This is a genomic window from Clostridium mucosae (assembly GCF_024622765.1).
Taxonomy (GTDB): domain Bacteria; phylum Bacillota; class Clostridia; order Clostridiales; family Clostridiaceae; genus Clostridium.
This window is the reverse complement of the sequence record NZ_JANKAF010000002.1, coordinates 296,654-314,414: the sequence shown is the minus strand read 5'-3', so window position 1 is coordinate 314,414 and position 17,761 is coordinate 296,654. Positions and strand designations below refer to the sequence as shown.

At 25.8% G+C, this 17,761-nt stretch carries 16 protein-coding genes; 13 read left to right on the top strand and 3 right to left on the bottom strand.

Annotation, left to right across the window (positions count from 1 at the left end):
* The first annotated feature begins 250 nt into the window (after nt 1–250).
* Together NSA50_RS04795 and NSA50_RS04790 are read left to right on the top strand one after the other, a co-directional pair.
* A complete protein-coding gene (locus NSA50_RS04795; protein ID WP_257443323.1) occupies nt 251–1,063 on the top strand; it encodes a nitroreductase family protein in 813 nt (270 codons plus the stop codon).
* 318 nt (nt 1,064–1,381) lie between these two features.
* Entirely contained in the window at nt 1,382–3,643 is a 2,262-nt protein-coding gene (locus NSA50_RS04790; protein ID WP_257443322.1) for a glycogen/starch/alpha-glucan phosphorylase, read from the top strand.
* A 412-nt stretch (nt 3,644–4,055) separates the two neighbouring features.
* On the opposite strand, the gene NSA50_RS04785 is transcribed toward NSA50_RS04790, so the two are convergent.
* Nucleotides 4,056–5,168, bottom strand: coding sequence for a DEAD/DEAH box helicase (locus tag NSA50_RS04785; protein ID WP_257443320.1), 1,113 nt, complete (start codon nt 5,166–5,168; stop codon nt 4,056–4,058).
* A gap of 439 nt (nt 5,169–5,607) precedes the next feature.
* Here NSA50_RS04785 and NSA50_RS04780 point away from each other — a divergent pair, with 439 nt between their 5' ends.
* The 6 genes from NSA50_RS04780 (at nt 5,608) to NSA50_RS04755 (ending at nt 12,167) form a co-directional block, all read left to right on the top strand.
* The gene (locus NSA50_RS04780; RefSeq protein ID WP_257443318.1) at nt 5,608–6,291 is read left to right on the top strand and encodes a TVP38/TMEM64 family protein; all 684 of its coding nucleotides are present in this window, start codon (nt 5,608–5,610) and stop codon (nt 6,289–6,291) included.
* A gap of 517 nt (nt 6,292–6,808) precedes the next feature.
* Complete coding sequence (locus NSA50_RS04775) at nt 6,809–7,513, top strand: response regulator transcription factor (RefSeq protein WP_257443316.1); 705 nt, start codon at nt 6,809–6,811, stop codon at nt 7,511–7,513.
* Entirely contained in the window at nt 7,488–9,662 is a 2,175-nt protein-coding gene (locus tag NSA50_RS04770; protein WP_257443314.1) for a sensor histidine kinase, read from the top strand. Before NSA50_RS04775 ends, NSA50_RS04770 begins: the two co-directional genes overlap by 26 nt.
* Before the next feature lie 136 nt (nt 9,663–9,798).
* A complete protein-coding gene (locus NSA50_RS04765) occupies nt 9,799–10,728 on the top strand; it encodes an ABC transporter substrate-binding protein (protein ID WP_195265045.1) in 930 nt (309 codons plus the stop codon).
* Nucleotide 10,729: 1 nt separating this feature from the next.
* Nucleotides 10,730–11,428, top strand: coding sequence for an ABC transporter ATP-binding protein (locus NSA50_RS04760; RefSeq protein WP_195265043.1), 699 nt, complete (start codon nt 10,730–10,732; stop codon nt 11,426–11,428).
* A complete protein-coding gene (locus tag NSA50_RS04755; protein ID WP_195265041.1) occupies nt 11,421–12,167 on the top strand; it encodes an ABC transporter permease in 747 nt (248 codons plus the stop codon). Before NSA50_RS04760 ends, NSA50_RS04755 begins: the two co-directional genes overlap by 8 nt.
* A 146-nt stretch (nt 12,168–12,313) precedes the next feature.
* Here NSA50_RS04755 and NSA50_RS04750 read toward each other — a convergent pair whose 3' ends face one another.
* On the bottom strand, nt 12,314–13,213 hold the full coding sequence (locus tag NSA50_RS04750; RefSeq protein WP_195265039.1) for a multicopper oxidase domain-containing protein: 900 nt from the start codon (nt 13,211–13,213) through the stop codon (nt 12,314–12,316).
* Between the two features lie 275 nt (nt 13,214–13,488).
* On the opposite strand from NSA50_RS04750, the gene NSA50_RS04745 reads away from it, so the two are divergent.
* The 3 genes from NSA50_RS04745 to NSA50_RS04735 are packed head-to-tail and all read left to right on the top strand — an operon-like array spanning nt 13,489 to nt 15,626.
* On the top strand, nt 13,489–14,169 hold the full coding sequence (locus NSA50_RS04745; RefSeq protein ID WP_257443310.1) for a response regulator transcription factor: 681 nt from the start codon (nt 13,489–13,491) through the stop codon (nt 14,167–14,169).
* The gene (locus tag NSA50_RS04740) at nt 14,162–15,388 is read left to right on the top strand and encodes a sensor histidine kinase (RefSeq protein ID WP_195265035.1); all 1,227 of its coding nucleotides are present in this window, start codon (nt 14,162–14,164) and stop codon (nt 15,386–15,388) included. The genes NSA50_RS04745 and NSA50_RS04740 overlap by 8 nt, the downstream gene beginning before the upstream one ends.
* Nucleotides 15,389–15,401: 13 nt before the next feature.
* Nucleotides 15,402–15,626: a hypothetical protein gene (locus NSA50_RS04735; RefSeq protein ID WP_195265033.1), complete on the top strand. Its 225-nt coding sequence runs from the start codon at nt 15,402–15,404 to the stop codon at nt 15,624–15,626.
* 123 nt (nt 15,627–15,749) lie between these two features.
* Here NSA50_RS04735 and NSA50_RS04730 read toward each other — a convergent pair whose 3' ends face one another.
* Entirely contained in the window at nt 15,750–16,163 is a 414-nt protein-coding gene (locus NSA50_RS04730; protein ID WP_257443378.1) for an EamA family transporter, read from the bottom strand.
* Between the two features lie 116 nt (nt 16,164–16,279).
* On the opposite strand from NSA50_RS04730, the gene NSA50_RS04725 reads away from it, so the two are divergent.
* Both NSA50_RS04725 and NSA50_RS04720 read left to right on the top strand, forming a co-directional pair.
* A complete protein-coding gene (locus NSA50_RS04725) occupies nt 16,280–16,732 on the top strand; it encodes a metallophosphoesterase family protein (protein ID WP_257443306.1) in 453 nt (150 codons plus the stop codon).
* 177 nt (nt 16,733–16,909) lie between these two features.
* Nucleotides 16,910–17,674, top strand: coding sequence for a hypothetical protein (locus NSA50_RS04720; RefSeq protein WP_195429703.1), 765 nt, complete (start codon nt 16,910–16,912; stop codon nt 17,672–17,674).
* The last annotated feature ends 87 nt before the right edge of the window (nt 17,675–17,761 follow it).

Sequence of the window (17,761 nt, the reverse complement as noted above, 5' to 3'; positions counted from 1 at the left end):
AAATTATATAGTTTATGTAAAAGGAGATAAGTATTATTTATCTTCTTTTTTATTTGGTATACATCTAAAAGAAGATTATATTAGGAGATATTACTTAGCATTTGCTATAAATTAGTTAGAATAAATTTTGTTGTTCTTACAATAGATATAAAAACAATTTAATGATATAATTTATTGTAAATAATTACAAAGATATTATAAAATAATAATGTTTATTTAATATGCTATAAAAGAGGGGTAGATAATTTATATGGAGATGATATTTAATAAGCCTTTAGAAGAGGTAATAAGAGCTAGATATTCAGTTAGAAATTATGAAGACAAGCATTTATCTCAAGAGCTAATAGAAAAAATCGAGAATTATATAAGTGAATTGGATAATCCTTTTAATATAAAGGTAAGAATACATTTAATCAAAAAGGAAACTTATAAGGATGTAATTAGACTTGGTACTTATGGAGTTATAAAAGGAGCAAATTATTATTTAGTAGCTGCATGCGAAAATAAAGATTTTGCATTAGAAGCATTAGGATATACATTTGAAAAATTGATTTTATATTGTACTTCACTAGGATTAGGTACAGTTTGGCTTGGAGGAACATTTAGCAAGGGTGATTTTGGAAAAACCATTAATCTTAAAAGTAATGAAATATTACCAGTTGTATCACCAATTGGATATGAAGGAGGAAAAAAATCATTTCTTGCATCATTAATGAAAGACCATAAAAATATAAGAAAAGATTATTCCGAATTATTCTTCAATGAAAATTTTCATACTCATCTTTCAAAGGAAGAATCAAAGGAATATGGAGAAGTATTTGAGATGGTAAGATTAGCACCATCATCTATGAATAATCAACCATGGAGATTGCTTAAGGTAAAGGAGGATATTCATATATATAACAATGGTAGTACTTCTATGAGCAAAATAGATATAGGTATAGCACTTTGTCATCTGGACTTGTATATGAAGGAAAAAGGGATAAAAGGAGAATTTAAATTTGAAAATCCATCTATAAAAGGTAAATACGCATATGTTATTTCTTGGATAAGAGAAAAATAAAAGGAGATGTCTTAGGATATCTCTTTTTAATATATATTAAAAAGTATGAAGATTTATATTCAGCCTAAGGTAAATGAATAAGCAAATTTATAAGTGTCTATAATCTTATTGTAATAATGATATTAAAATTAGATGAATAAAGATTAAAGTTTTATAAAATTATATAAGGAATATACAAATAAAAGAATAAATGTACAAATTAACATATCTAAAGTTGATATTATAGTAATTGTAAAGGGTTTATGAACCTTTTAAATTTAAATTAGTACAAATAAGATTATTAAAAAGTATATAATTATTTAAGGGTGGGATAGAATAATGGTACAAGAAAACTTAACAAAAATTCTAGAAAATAGATTTGGAAAGACAATAAAAGAAGCAAGCAACGAAGAAACCTATTTAGCTTTATTAGAATTAACAAAAGGAGCAATTAACAAAAGGGGAAGAAATAAGGGAGATAAAAAACTTTACTACATTTCAGCAGAATTTTTAATAGGAAAGTTACTATCAAATAACTTAATTAATCTAGGGCTTTATGAAGAAGTTAATGCAGTATTATGCGAGAATGGTAAAGAATTAACTGAAATTGAAGAAATAGAATTAGAACCATCATTAGGGAATGGTGGGCTAGGAAGATTAGCTGCATGTTTCTTAGATTCAATTGCAACTTTAGGTTTAAATGGGGATGGGGTAGGTTTAAATTATCACTTTGGATTATTCCAGCAAGTATTTGAAAATAATAAACAAAAGGCAGTTAAAAATCCATGGATAACTAGCGAAGGCTGGTTAAATAAATCAGATATAAAATTTGAAGTTTCATTTGGAGGATTTAAAGTTACATCAAGCCTTTATGATATAGATGTTACAGGTTATGATAAGTCATGTAATAAGCTTCGTTTATTTGATATAGATACAATAGATGAATCACTAGTAAAGGATGGTATAAACTTTGATAAGGAAGAAATAAAGAAAAACTTAACTTTATTCTTATATCCTGATGATAGTGATAAAGCTGGACACTTATTAAGGATCTATCAACAATACTTTATGGTAAGTAATGCAGCTCAATTAATTTTATTAGAAGCTGAAGAAAATGGATATGATTTGCACAAATTATATGATCATGTAGTTATTCAAATAAATGATACACATCCATCAATGGTTATTCCTGAATTAATTCGTCTTTTAGGAGAAAGAGGAATAGGTATGGATGAGGCTATCGAAATAGTTACAAAGACTTGTGCATATACAAATCATACAATATTAGCAGAAGCATTAGAAAAGTGGCCAATAGAATATTTAGATAAAGTTGTTCCACAATTAATGCCAATAATAAGAGAGCTAGATAACAAAGTAAAAGCTAAATATGATGATGAAAAAGTATATATAATAGATAAGGATAACAGAGTTCATATGGCACATATGGATATTCACTATGGATTTAGCGTAAATGGAGTTGCTGCACTTCATACAGATATATTAAAAGAAGAAGAATTAAAGCATTTTTATAATATTTATCCAGAGAAGTTTAATAATAAGACAAATGGGATAACATTTAGAAGATGGTTAATTCATTGCAATAACGATCTTGCAAAGTATATAAGTGAGCTAATTGGAGATAATTATAAAAAGGATGCTACTAAATTAGAAGACTTATTAAAATATGTAGATAATAAAGAAGTTCTAAAAAAATTAGGAGAAATTAAGAAGCATAATAAAGTTGCTCTTAAGGATTACCTAAAAGAAACTCAAGGTGTTGAAATAGATGAAAATTCTATATTTGATATTCAAATTAAGAGACTTCATGAATATAAGAGACAACAAATGAATGTTCTTTATATAATTCATAAGTACTTAGAAATCAAAAAGGGGAATATCCCAACAACTCCAATAACAATGATATTTGGAGCTAAGGCAGCACCAGCTTATATAATAGCTCAAGATATAATTCATACTATTTTATGTCTTCAAGAAATCATAAATAATGATCCTGAAGTCAATAAGTATTTAAAAGTTGTTATGGTAGAAAACTACAATGTAACAAAAGCATCTAAGTTAATTCCAGCTTGTGATGTTTCAGAACAAATTTCTCTAGCATCCAAAGAAGCATCTGGAACAGGTAATATGAAGTTTATGTTAAATGGAGCATTAACTTTAGGTACAGAAGATGGAGCTAATGTAGAAATACATGAATTAGTCGGAGATGACAATATTTATATATTTGGTGAATGCAGTGAAGCTGTTATTGAACACTATAAAAAAGCAGATTATGTTTCAAAGAAATACTATGAAAAGCCTGCAATAAAGGAATTAGTTGACTTTATAGTTAGCGATAAAATGATAGCAGTTGGAGATGAAGAAAACCTAACAAGACTTCATAAGGAATTAATCAACAAGGATTGGTTTATGACATTGCTAGATCTTGAAGAGTATATTAAAACTAAGGAAATAGTATTTAAAGATTATGAAGATAGAGAAACTTGGAATAGAAAAGTTTTAGTTAATATTAGTAAAGCCGGATTCTTCTCATCAGATAGAACTATTGAGCAATACAATAATGAAATCTGGAAATTAAAGTAGAAGATCAGTATAAATTACAACTACAAAGAGGCAGTAGATATGTTTTGGTAAAATAAATATATCTACTGTCTTTTTTGTGATTAATTATAAAAAGAGTTATTAATAATTAAATTTCAAGGGCGTCGCGAAACGCGACGTCCTTGAAATTTTTCTATTAACTTTTTATTTATTAAAATAATATGTTTATTTATTATATATTTTTATATAAGCAAAGGATATAATGTTTCGTTATATCCTTTGCTTATACTGAAATTTCTATAGATTTTATAGCTATAATATGTTCAGAGTTACGATATATACATATGCATATTTATAATTTTTTTAACTATAATATCAGTTTTCAAATGTATATCTGTAAGTTTATGTTAACTTGTAAAGAGCGCTGCAATAATCAGATTTATATTTCTATCTTTTATCTGAAGTTAACTTCACGCTCAGGAATTGTATACTGTAAGTAATTTTCTATTTCCTCTAATATATTGTAGTTTTTAGGATCTGTAATAAGACAGGTATAACCACTGGCTCCAGCACGAGCTGTTCTTCCTATTCTATGAATATAGCTTTCAACACTTTCTGGTGCATCATAATTATATATATGAGTAACTCCAGTAACATCTATTCCTCTTGAAGCAACATCGGTTGCTATTAAATATTGAATCTCACAATCTCTAAAAGATTTCATAATTTTTTCCCTTTTATTTTGAGGAACATCACTATGTATTTTAGCGGCCTTTATACCTTTAGCAGCTAGCTTTACTTCTAATTCATCAGCTCTTCTTTTAGTTCTACAAAAAATAATAGACATAAATGGATTATCTTCTTCTAAAACTTTAACTAAAGCATCAACTTTCCATCTATCTGTAGTTTTAACGACTTCTTGCTTAATATTAGGAAGTTCAGCTTCTTCATTTTCTGTAATATCAATAATAGCTGGATTATTCATATATCTATAAGCAAGTTTTTTTACTTTAGAATCTATAGTTGCAGAAAAGCAAAGCGTTTGAAGTTTTTTTGGAGCATAAGACATTATTTTTTCAATTTCATTTCTAAATCCCATTAAAAGCATTTGATCAGCTTCATCTATAACAACTGTATTTAGTTTACTTAAATTTATACTTTTTCTTTCTAAATGATCAAGTAATCTTCCTGGAGTTGCAATTATTAAATTAATACCTTTATTAAGCTTTTTTAATTGAGAACCAACGTCTTTTCCACCGTAAGCAGCTAAAATTCCGATATCATTTATATTAAATTTATTTGCTTCCTCAGTTATTTGTATTGCAAGTTCCCTAGTTGGAGATAAAATTAGTACTTCAGTATTTTTAGAATTACTATCTATTCTTTGAAGTATAGGTAATAAAAAGGCTAGGGTTTTTCCAGAGCCAGTTTTTGATTTTCCTATTACATCATTTTTATTAATTATTTCAGGTATAACATTAATTTGAACTTTGGTAGGCGCTACTATGCCATTTTTCTTCAATGAGTCAATTAATTTTTCATTTATCTTTAAACTTTTAAAATTCATAATTTTATCCTTTCTTTGAAAGTTATATAAAATAAATTAGAGCTTGGTATCTGGTGAAAGACAACCAAGCTCACTTTATAGTACTCATATACTAATGGCTTAATAATAACACTTAAAATATCAATAATCAATATAAAGTTATAAATCATATTAAATAGAATAAGCTATCTAACTAAATTTTAATAAAAAGAATCATAAAGTAAAAATTGAATTTAAATTATACATATGATTTTCTTTATTTTATATTTAGGAAATCTTAAGCTTTATATGAAAATATATTAAGATTTTAAACTTATACTGAAATTAACAAAAAATGAGATTAAATAAAAGTGGTAGTAAATAAAAAGTGATATTACAAAAATCACTAAGTATTTTAAGGTTAGTATTTTCGGAGAAGTTCATTCAATTTAGAAAATTAATTTGTAAAAGGAGAGAATTAATGAGTAAAAGAAAGATACAAGCAAAACAATTTATATATTTGTTGATAGTAATAGTAGCATTTATATCTATAATAATTTACTTAAAATCAAGTGGGATTTTAGGCTATATGTCATCATTAGAAGATTTTAAAGTATATATTGAGGGATTTGGAAACAAAGCTTTTATTATATTTTTTTTATTACAATTAGCTTCTATCATTATTGCTCCTATACCTAGCAATGTAAGTGCTGTGGCAGGGACAATGGTATTTGGAATGTGGGAATCTTTTATAATAACTACTTTAGCTATAATTAGTGGATCGGCAATAATATTTTACTTATCAAGAATATGTGGGAAAGCATTTGTAGAAAGATTTGTAAGTGATAAGATTTTGAATAAATACGAAGAAATAATAAACTCACCAAAGGGAGAAATAATAATATTTTTAATGCTGTTACTTCCGTTTTTCCCTGATGATATTATAAATTTTTTAGTTGGACTTAGTAGTATGAGTTTTAAAAGATATTTTATTATACTAATACTTACAAGACCATGGGAAATCTTAATAGCATGTGCATTAGGATCAGCTAAATTATCAATTCCATTATGGGGATGGGGACTAGTACTATTAGTATCTATAATTATAGTAATAAATAGTAGTAAAATAGAAGACAAATTAACAAAATTAATAAAAGCCATATAAATATAGGAGTTGTCATAAGACAACTCCTATTATAGTTTATTATTAATTGCAAAAATTCGAATTTTATATTCTATATTCTTAGATATAGCAGATTATTATTTTGTCTTAATAATTTTAGATACATAAAAATAAAGAGGAGCTTGGTATCCGGCGAAAGACAACCCAAGCTCCTCGAGTAATTAGCACTTACGTACCAACTGCTCAATTAGAATAACATTAAATAGATAAATAGTCAACAAAAAGTTTTATTTTCTTTATAAATTAATAAATTTTCATATTAGTAAGCTAATATAAAGAATGAATAAAAATAAATGTTTGTGAATTTAAAGCTATTATATTAGATGGTATCAACAAATTAAAAGATTATAGTGAGAAAATTAAAGAATCTCTTTAGAAATTTTTTAGAATTAACTAAAGTTTATCTTTAGGATTTCAAGATATACTTTAGTTAATGAGATTAATTTAATACTTTTATTGTATAATATTTATATTATTACAGAAAAAGCGGGGTTGAAATATGAAGTCATATAATGTTTTAGTTGTAGAAGATGAAAAGGAAATAGCTGATGCTATAGAAATATACTTAAAAAACCAAGGATATAATGTTTTTAAAGGATACAATGGAATAGAGGGGTTAGAAATTATAAATAAAGAAGAAATTCACTTGGCTATAGTAGATATAATGATGCCAAGGATGGATGGAATAGCTATGACTATGAAACTTAGAGAAAAATATGATTTTCCAGTTATAATGCTTTCAGCAAAATCAGAAGAAGTTGATAAAATAATGGGATTAAATATAGGTGCAGACGATTATGTGACTAAGCCTTTTACACCTTTAGAATTACTAGCTAGAGTAAACTCTCAATTAAGAAGATATTCAAAATATCTAAGTTTAGTAGGTGTAGAAAAGGAAAAATCTAATAGCTTTATAATTGGAGGACTTGAATTAAATGTTGATACAGTTGAATTAACTGTTGATGGGAATTTAGTAAAAATTACTCCAATTGAATTTAAAATACTTCATTTGCTTATGCAAAATCCAGGAAGAGTATTTTCTCCTGAAGAAATATATGAAAGAGTATGGAATGAGCAAGCAATTAATACTGATACAATAATGGTTCACGTAAGAAATATAAGAGAAAAAATTGAAATTAATCCTAAAAATCCAAAATATTTAAAGGTGGTGTGGGGAGTTGGATACAAAATTGAAAAGCAGTAAAAATAATTATTTTTTAAGTGCAATAGTATATATATTAGTGATTATGACATCAATAGGTTTAGTGGCATCTTACCCTAGAATAGCAAAACTTGCAAATGAAAAAGAAAAGCCTTCATATTTTGAAGATTATAATTTTCAAATGGATCTATATAAAGGAAGTTTTGTATTGTATAAAGATATTTTAGAAAAGGAGCAAAATAAAGATATTCCTGCTGATGAAATCTTTTTTAAAGAATATAAAGGCTATAGTGAAAATGATAGAGTTGATTATAGCTTTATAAAGAGAAATATTAATTATGAAATAGGTAATTGGAATAAAGTATTAAAAAGAGAATTAAAGAATTTAGATTATTATATAGTTGATAAAAAAACTAATACGTTTTCTTCAAATACGGAAAAAAAATTAAGTGATTTAATTTTAAATAAAGATAATAAAGAAGCATTAAATGATTTAGATAATTATTATGGCTATTACATGGTTATTGATTATAATGACTATGGAGAAATTAGTGTAAATAACATAAAAGGTGCTGATGAAAATGTAATAAGCACTTTCTTAGATTTTCAGTGGAGAAATTTAATTAATGGAGATAGTGATTTTGTTTTATCAAATCCTAAAAATATAACTATTGTTTATGGTGTACCAAATGATCTTAAATATGTTGATAGAATAAGCAATTATATTGATAGAGCAGATAGCTATGCATATGGGGATATAATACTAGTTTATATATTAATAGCTTATATAGCTATAATTCTTATATCGTTAATTATTCCATTTAGAAAATCAAAGGATATTATAGGAGTTAAAAGAATTATTAAGATTCCTTTTGAAATAAGTGTAATTTTAATTACGTTAATAACAACTTTAGTTGCGTTTTCACCTAATATATCCTATTGGACTGTAAACAATGAATGGGTTAAGGAATCACTAGTAAGAGTTGGAATACCATTTGAGTTTACAAATTCAATATTAATGATAGGTAATATTGCTTATTGGTTTGTACTATTAATAACAGCTTTTACAGCAGTAGTGTTAATTAAATATATATTTAATAAAGGGTTAAAAAACTATATAAAAGATAATACAATAATATATAAAATATTTAGGCTAATAAAAAGAATATGGACAAAAATATATGATGAAGTTACAAATGTAGATTTAAATGATAAATCTAATAAAATAATAATAAAGATATTAGCAGTAAACTTTATAGCTCTTGCTTTTATGAGTATCATATGGTTTTTAGGAGTAGGTGCAGCTATAATATATACAGTATTTTTATATTTTGTTTTAAGAAAGTATTTTAATGATATAAGGAATAAGTATCAAATATTATTAGAAGCTACAAATAAAATTGCAGAAGGTAATTTAGATGTTACTATAGAAGAAGAACTTGGAGTTTTTGAACCATTAAAAGATGAACTTCAAAAAATACAAAAAGGATTTAAAAATGCAGTTAATGAAGAAGTAAAAAGTCAAAGAATGAAAACAGAGCTTATTTCTAATGTTTCTCATGATTTAAAAACACCATTAACATCAATAATCACTTATATAGATTTATTAAAAGATGAAAATATAAGTGAAGAAAATAGAAAATTATATTTAGATACATTAGATAGAAAATCCCAAAGGCTGAAGAACTTGATAGAAGATTTATTTGAAGTAAGTAAGGCAACAAGTAAAAATATTCAACTAAATATAGTTAATGTGGATATAGTTTCACTTATGAAGCAAACTCAATTTGAATTAAGTGATAAAATTGAAGAATCATCACTAAAATTCAAGTGGAATTTCCCAGAAAATAAAGTTATAGTTCCTTTAGATAGTCAAAAAACTTTTAGAGTGTTTGAAAATTTATTAATAAATATAGTGAAATACTCAATGCCAAACTCAAGAGTATATATAGATATAATAGATGGAAATGAAGAAGTTTATGTAATGTTAAAAAATATGTCAGCAAATGAAATTGATTTTACAGCTGAAGAAATAGTAGAAAGATTTGCTCGTGGAGATAAGTCTAGAAATACAGAAGGATCAGGACTTGGATTAGCAATAGCTAAAAGTTTTGTTGAATTACAAGGTGGAACATTAGATATAGAAATAGATGGAGATTTATTTAAAGTAGTATTAAAATTTAAAAAATAGTTAAAAAAATCACTAATATACCATATATATTAGTGATTTTTTATAATTTATACAATAAATTTACTGTTAATATTGAAATAGATTGTCTAGTTAACTATAATTAAATTGAATTAAAAGTTTGTAGGAGGATTAACAAATGAGAAATTTAAAAAAATTGTTATCACTTATTTTGATATCAATGTTCTCAGTTATTTTAATTGGATGTGGATCTAATGAAAAAAATAAAGAAGTTTCTGTGGAAGATGCTACATTAAAAATTGGTTTAATGCCAGCTGTTGATACAGCACCAATACTTATTGCAGAAAAAAATGGATATTTTAAAGAGGCAGGTATAGATGTAGAAATAGAAATTTATAATAATGCTCAAAATAGACAAAGTGCTCTTCAAAGTAATGCTATAGATGGAGCAATGACTGACTTTATAGCTGTTGCTACTAATGTAGATGGTGGATTTGATATAAAAGCAACAACAATGACAGATGGAATGTTCCCTGTATTAGCTACTGAAGGAGCAACTGATAAAAAGGACATAAAAGTTGGAATGATGGAAGTAAGCGTTTCTAATTACTTAATCGATAAGTGGCTTGGAGATAAATATAATGTAGAAAAGGTATTTATAAATGAAATACCAGCAAGACTTGCTGCTTTAAAAAGTGGTGAAGTTGATATGAGTTTATTCCCAGAACCAGTAGCTTCAAATGGAGAATTACAAGGATTAAAGAAAAATATTTATGGAATGGATGATGAGTTTTCAGCAGATTGTTTAGTGTTTACTGGAAAAGCTATATCTGAAAAACCAAATACTATTAAGGCCTTCCATGAAGCATATAATAAAGCTGTAGAAGAAATAAATAAAAATCCTGAAATGGCAAAAGATATATTAATTGAAAAAATACCAAATACAAATCCTGCTGTAAAAGATATTATGGTATTACCTACATATAAAAAAGCAGCCCTTCCAAGTGATGAGTATTTACAAAGTATAATAGACTGGACTGAAAAGACTTTAAATAAAGATTTATCAGTAAAGCCAGCTGATTTACTAGAAGGAAAATTTGTAAAGTAGAATGATAAAAATAAGTGATTTAACCGTTAAGTATAAGGATGAAAAAGCTATAGATAATTTAAGTTTATCTATAGAAAAAGGAAAGACTTATGCAATTATAGGAAAATCAGGATGTGGAAAGACAACCCTGCTATATACTATAGCAGGGCTTATTTCTAATTATGAAGGGAAATTAGAAATAGAAGGAGAAACATCTTTAATACTACAAAATTTAGGATTATTTAATTGGTTCACAGTATATAAAAATATAGAACTTGGATTAAATAAATATAAATTTACAAAAAAAGAAAAAGAAAAATTAGTTAATGATGTACTAAAAGAATTAGATTTATTAAGTTTTAAAAATAAATATCCAAAGGAACTAAGTGGAGGCCAAAAGCAAAGGGTAGCTATTGCAAGAACTATTATAAGCAATCCAGAAACTTTATTATTAGATGAAGCAACTTCTGCACTAGATTCAATAAATAAGGAAAAAATCCAGGATTTACTTTTAGAAATAAAAGATAAGAGAAATAATACTATGATTTTAGTAACACATAGCATTGAAGAAGCTGTTTTTTTAGGTGAGTATATAGTTGTTATGAAAGAAGGTAAAATACATAGCATAATTAATAATAAGTATTTTGGAGATAAAGATATAAGAAGAAAACAAGAGTATATAGAAATATGTAATGAAGTAAGAGGTAAACTATATGATTAAAGAGCTACTATTAAAAATTATAAAAGGCCTCTATGGAGTTATAATTATATTTGTTTTATGGTATTTATTAAGCATATTAATAGGTACCAATATGGTACCAACCCCTAAAACTACTATATATGAGTTAATAAGATTATTACAAAATGATTTTATATATCATATTTTATATAGTATGTATAGAATATTGGGAGCTATATTAATATCATTAATTATAGGTATTCCAATTGGGATTGCTCTTGGACTTAGTAGTTTAGTAGATAAAATAATATCACCAGTAGTATATTTACTATATCCTATACCAAAGATAGCATTTTTACCTATATTTATGGTTATGTTTGGTATAGGTGATAAATCTAAAATAATACTTATGGTAACTATAATTGTTTTTCAAATTTTAATAGTTACAAGAGATGCAGTTAAAGAAATTGACAAAGATGTTTTAATATCTGCAAAAGTTATGAAATTTAGTAAAAGCGACACTATATTAAAAGTAGTAATGCCTGCAATAGCGCCTAAAGTATTTTCTGCTTTAAGAGTAAGTATAGGAATTGCAATTTCAGCTTTGTTTTTTAGTGAAAATTATGCAACTAAATATGGAATAGGATATTATATAATGAATTCATGGTCAATGGTTGATTATAAAGGAATGTTTGCTGGAGTATTAGCTCTTAGTATTATGTCTCTTATTATATTTAAAATTATAGATTTATTAGAAAAGAAAATATGTCCATGGAATTAATAAAAGCCTAATTAGTATATAGAACATACTTTCTTAAGTATATTTATAACTAATTAGGTTTTTATTTTAAATGATAATTGTATAAATTGTTTGATGTAGCAAATTAATAGATATAAAAATAATTATTTAAGCAAAATTCTATTATATTATTTATCTATATAATTTACTGTAGTAAACATGCCGCCAACTCCTGGGGCAGCATTATTAGTTACATGATGAGGCATATGACAATGCATTGGCCAAATACCAGGATTTTTAGCTATAAATTCAATATCCCATGTTTCTCCTGAAGCAACTAAAATTGTATTTTTATATATTTGAGTTTCTTTTCTTATTGGGAATCCATCGGCACCAACAACTTTAAATTCATGACCATGAATATGAATTGGATGATGATGCATTTGGATATTACAGAATCTTACCTTTACAGTATCGCCATAGCAAACTTCAAGTGGATCAGTAGAAGGATAACATTTACCATTCATGGTGAAGAAATTAAATTCAGGCATTTTAAATGTTAGGTTATAGGTGCCTTTAGTTATATCTCCCCAAGGTAATTCATTAACTGCAAATTCTTGAAGAACTACAAAATAATCTTTATAATTTTTTCTTTTTTTATCTTTTGGATCCTCTATGATAAAGCCTCCAAGAAGTCCTGCATTATCTTGAACTAGAACATTAACATGGGAATGATACATATATGTGCCAGGTGGATTATTAATTTTAAAATGATAATCAAAGTATTCACCAGGTTCTATGAAGGGTGATGGTTCAATTGGAGGAACACCATCCATATCATTAGGTACTTCTAAACCATGCCAATGAACGCTTGTTTTTTCAGGTAAGTTATTTATAACTCTAATGCATACTTTATCGGATGGGTTAACTTTAATAGTTGGGCCTGGTACTGAGCCATTATAGCCCCAGGCTCGTATAAAAAGTCCAGGTATAAGTTCCAAGTTAACTTCTTCTGCAATTAAAGTAAAATGCTTAACTCCATCTTTATAAATATAATCTAAATCCTTTATTCCAGGTGTTATAACCATAATAAATCTCCTATTAAATGACTATGGTAATAATATATTTATTTAAAAAGAAACTGTGATAATTTGTAATACTTAAATTAACTCTAAAAACAGTAAATAATGTAGTTAAGTAGAATTTAATTTAATTTTAAGGTTTCTGTGATAAAATCTTATTAAAACTAACAATACTTATATAAAGAATTAAAAATCGGATATAATCTAGAAAGAGTAAAGTAGAAAGAGTTATGCATGAGAATAAATAAATTACAATTTTATAAAATTGAGGGGGAATGAATATGAAGCTATTATTGGTAGAAGATGAAAAAGAACTTTCAGAAGCGTTATTTCAAATATTAACAAATAATAAATACTCAGTTGATGCCGTCTATGATGGGGAAGATGGGCTAGATTATGCTTTAACAGGAATATATGATGTTATAGTTTTAGATATCATGCTACCTAAATTAAATGGATTAAGCTTATTGAAGCAGTTAAGAAAATCAGGGGTTTCTACACCAGTTATTATGCTGACAGCTAAAAGTCAAATTGAGGATAGAGTTTTAGGGCTAGACTTAGGTGCAGATGATTATTTAACAAAGCCTTTTGCTACAGAAGAGTTACTAGCGAGACTAAGGTCTATAACTAGAAGAAAAGGAACGGTTGTAAATGACAATATATTAACTTATGGAGATATAAGTTTAAATATAGATACTTATGATTTAGATGTAAATAATGAAAGTATAAGATTAACTTTAAAGGAATTTGAAATAATTAAATATTTTATGGAAAGGCCCAAATGTGTTGTTAGTAAAGATGATTTAATAACGAAACTTTGGGGGTTTGATTCAGAGGTTGAATATAACAATATAGAAGTATATATTTCATTTATAAGGAAAAAATTATCTTATTTAAAATCAAATGTAAGTATTGTAACTATAAGAGGTGTAGGATACAGAATGGAGGATAGTGGTGTTTGATAAATTAAAGAAGAAGTTTATATTAATAAATATGTCACTATTAACCTTAGTTTTCATACTGATTTTTGGAACTGTATATGCTAATACTGCTATTAATATGGAAAAGGATTTAGAACATCAATTAAAGAGTGCAATGTTTAATCCTCATAAGGGGCCAGGGCCAGATTCACCAATGATGACTAGTAGTATAATCATTGATTTGGATACTGAAAATAATATAGCTAATGTAGTAACCTTTATGGAAGTTAAAAAGGAAATTTTAGAGGATATTGTATATAAAATAATAAAAAGTGATAAAAAATTTGATAAAGTTAAATTAGATGGAAATAGTTATGGTTATATGAAAGAAACTACTAATAAGGGAATGAAGATAGTGCTTATGAGTAGAGAGCCTCAAATAAACGCTTTATCAAGTCTTTTAAGTTCATTTTTAACTATTGGTAGTATAAGCTTAATAGTATTACTTTTTATAAGTATTTATTTAACTAATAAAACTATAAAACCTATAAAAGATAGTTTTGAAAAGCAAAAACAATTCATTGCAGATGCTTCACATGAGCTTAAAACACCACTTGCAATTATAAGAACAAACACATCTGTAATCTTATCTAATAAAGAAGATACTATAATTAATCAAATTAAATGGGTAAATTATATAAATAATCAAACAGAGAGAATGGCAAAATTAATTGATGAAATGTTATCTTTAGCTAAGCTTGATACAGGTAAGGAGCTTATAGAATTTACAATATTTGATTTAAGTAAATTGTTAAATAATATATTATTAACATTTGAAGCTGTTATATTTGAAAATAAAATTGAACTAGAAACCAATATTTTAAATGATGTGCTTTTAAAAGGAGATAAAGAAAGCATAAAAAAAGTATGTATAATCCTATTAGACAATGCAATAAAGTACACTAATAAAGATGGTAAAATATATGTTGAACTTAAATTAGATAAAAATAAAGTAAGATTAAAAGTTAGAAATACAGGTAAAGGGATAAAAAGAGAAGATTTAGATAAAATCTTCGAAAGATTCTATAGAGTAGATACATCTAGATCTAGAGAAACTGGTGGATATGGATTAGGATTATCAATAGCTAAATCTATAGTTGAAAGTCATAATGGGAAAATATATGCAGAAAGTAATATTGGGAAAGATACCACGTTTATTATAGAATTTAATAGTGAAAAATCAAATTTAGAATTAAAATAGGAGAAATGTTATTATGAATGATAGAGATTATATAGAAAAAGAAACAAAATTAATTTATGGATATATATTGCAAGATAATGAGCAATTTGATAATAAAAAGCAATTATACGCAAGGATATTTAATAATATAAAGACTACAGCAAGGTGTGATATTGGAGGTCTTGAAACACTGGATTTATCGTTAAGTGAAATTAAAGAAATTATAAAAGATGTAGTTGAAAATTATAAGGAGGACTAAATTTTAATTAATAATTGAAAATAGATAATGTACAATTAATGAAAAAACTCAGCTTTGGCTGAGTTTTCTTGTTAATTTTAAGTTTTTACAGTTAGTTTTTTAGTTAATAGTGAATAATAATCTCTATAAGATCATTATAAAAGTTCCAATTGTAATGAATATTCCACCTAGAACTGTTTTCACTGTAAGTGCTTCTTTTAAAATTACAAAAGCTAATACCATGGTTATTACAACACTAAATTTATCTATAGGAACTACTTTTGAAGCCTCTCCTATTTGAAGGGCTTTGTAGTAGAATAGCCATGATAGGCCAGTAGCTATACCAGATAAAATTAAAAAAATCCAGCTTTTTTGACTTATGTTATTAATTTGATTTATGCTACCATTAATAAAAACTATTCCCCAAGCCATTACTAAGACAACAACAGTACGTATTGCAGTAGCTAAGTTTGAATTTATGTTTTCTATTCCTATTTTAGCTAAAATAGATGTAAGTGCAGCAAAAAAAGCTGATAGCAATGCATAAATAACCCACATATTAGCAACTCCTTTAATATTAAATTTTTTTATCAATACAACATCCTCCATAAAATGTATAATTTAAATTTAATTATATAATACCATTAAATATACAAAAAGGTGATGATAAATATATGAAAATAGGGATTATTTCAGATACACACAATTTGTTACGAGAAGAGGTAATATGCTATTTAAATAAATGTGACTTAATAATACATGCAGGAGATATTTGTAATAAGGAAATATTATTAAAACTTAATAGTATTACAAAAACAGTTGCAGTAAAAGGTAATAATGATAATGAAAATTTCGAAGGCATATTAAATAAAGAAGAACTATTAGAAATAGAGGGAAAGAAGATATATGTTGTTCATGAAAAAAATAATATAAATGTTAATTTAGAAGAAGTTGATATTATTATATATGGGCATTCACATAAGCATAGTTTAGAAACATTGGATAATGTTATATATCTTAATCCTGGAAGTTGTGGTAAAAGAAGATTTTCATTACCTTTAACTATGGCTATTATGAATATTAAAAATGGAAAAGTGCAAATAGAGAAAATAGATATAAATAATTAAAAAACATACATATAATATACATTTAAAGCATTATATATAGTAAAGGAAAAATTAAATATTAATTATAATTTAATAATACTTAATACTTAAAAAACTATTAAGATTAAAGAAAAAAAGAGGAGAACAGTATTAGGGTATAGAAATAGTAACTGTATCAAATTTTATGGAGGGGGTAGTATGGTATTATCAACTAATCCGGCAGTTAGGCTATACGAGATCTTAAGTAAATCAAAAGAGTTTTGTAGTAATAATGCTAACAAACAAAGTAGATTTAGAACGGTAGAATCAGTTCTTGCTCAGGTTTTCGATTTAGATATAAACGATGACGAGAAAATATTTAAATCTATCATACAAATTATTGAAATGATAGAAAATATAAAAAAACTTACTAATAAGATTGAAAGTAATTCAAAAGAGGAATTGGTAAAATCACTAACTAATTTTGAAAAGAAAATTATGGCTATAGGATTAGAAGATGATATACACAAGCTAGATATTATAATTACAAAGGAAATATTGATATCTATAAATGGGTTAGCATTAGCTTTAGATGTATGTAATCAATATAGAAATATTGAAGAAGAGAATTTAATGAAATTTAAAGAAAAGATAGAAGTATTAATGGAAGACCTTGAGGATTTAGAAGTAAATGAGGAACTGAAATTATTTTTAAATAATGTACTCGGCGATTTATATCATAAAATTGAAGAATACAAGATATATGGAATAGATGGATTAAAAACATCTATAGAGCAAGGGCTTGGAAGTATAATGCTAAATAAAAATATTTGCGAAGAAGCTTCTAAAAATCAAAAGTTTAAAGAAAATATAAAAAAGGTTTTAAGTTTGCTTACAAGTATTAATACTACTATTTCTTTTGTCAAAAATATAATACCAATAGCACAGGATGCAAATGATATAGTAAATCGATTATTAGGATAGAAAAATAATAAATGTTAGAAACATGTATATAGTTAATTAATAAAAAATACCGTTTATTTTATAAACGGTATTTTTTATGGATATTAA

Bases quoted from the DNA above. Each gene is read 5' to 3' on its own strand.
- NSA50_RS04750 (WP_195265039.1), bottom strand. From the start codon at position 13,213: ATGGTTATAACACCTGGAATAAAGGATTTAGATTATATTTATAAAGAT.
- NSA50_RS04795 (WP_257443323.1), top strand. From the start codon at position 251: ATGGAGATGATATTTAATAAGCCTTTAGAAGAGGTAATAAGAGCTAGA.
- NSA50_RS04730 (WP_257443378.1), bottom strand. From the start codon at position 16,163: ATGTGGGTTATTTATGCATTGCTATCAGCTTTTTTTGCTGCACTTACA.
- NSA50_RS04720 (WP_195429703.1), top strand. From the start codon at position 16,910: ATGGTATTATCAACTAATCCGGCAGTTAGGCTATACGAGATCTTAAGT.
- NSA50_RS04735 (WP_195265033.1), top strand. From the start codon at position 15,402: ATGAATGATAGAGATTATATAGAAAAAGAAACAAAATTAATTTATGGA.
- NSA50_RS04785 (WP_257443320.1), bottom strand. From the start codon at position 5,168: ATGAATTTTAAAAGTTTAAAGATAAATGAAAAATTAATTGACTCATTG.
- NSA50_RS04755 (WP_195265041.1), top strand. From the start codon at position 11,421: ATGATTAAAGAGCTACTATTAAAAATTATAAAAGGCCTCTATGGAGTT.
- NSA50_RS04765 (WP_195265045.1), top strand. From the start codon at position 9,799: ATGAGAAATTTAAAAAAATTGTTATCACTTATTTTGATATCAATGTTC.
- NSA50_RS04780 (WP_257443318.1), top strand. From the start codon at position 5,608: ATGAGTAAAAGAAAGATACAAGCAAAACAATTTATATATTTGTTGATA.
- NSA50_RS04760 (WP_195265043.1), top strand. From the start codon at position 10,730: ATGATAAAAATAAGTGATTTAACCGTTAAGTATAAGGATGAAAAAGCT.
- NSA50_RS04775 (WP_257443316.1), top strand. From the start codon at position 6,809: ATGAAGTCATATAATGTTTTAGTTGTAGAAGATGAAAAGGAAATAGCT.
- NSA50_RS04725 (WP_257443306.1), top strand. From the start codon at position 16,280: ATGAAAATAGGGATTATTTCAGATACACACAATTTGTTACGAGAAGAG.
- NSA50_RS04745 (WP_257443310.1), top strand. From the start codon at position 13,489: ATGAAGCTATTATTGGTAGAAGATGAAAAAGAACTTTCAGAAGCGTTA.
- NSA50_RS04790 (WP_257443322.1), top strand. From the start codon at position 1,382: ATGGTACAAGAAAACTTAACAAAAATTCTAGAAAATAGATTTGGAAAG.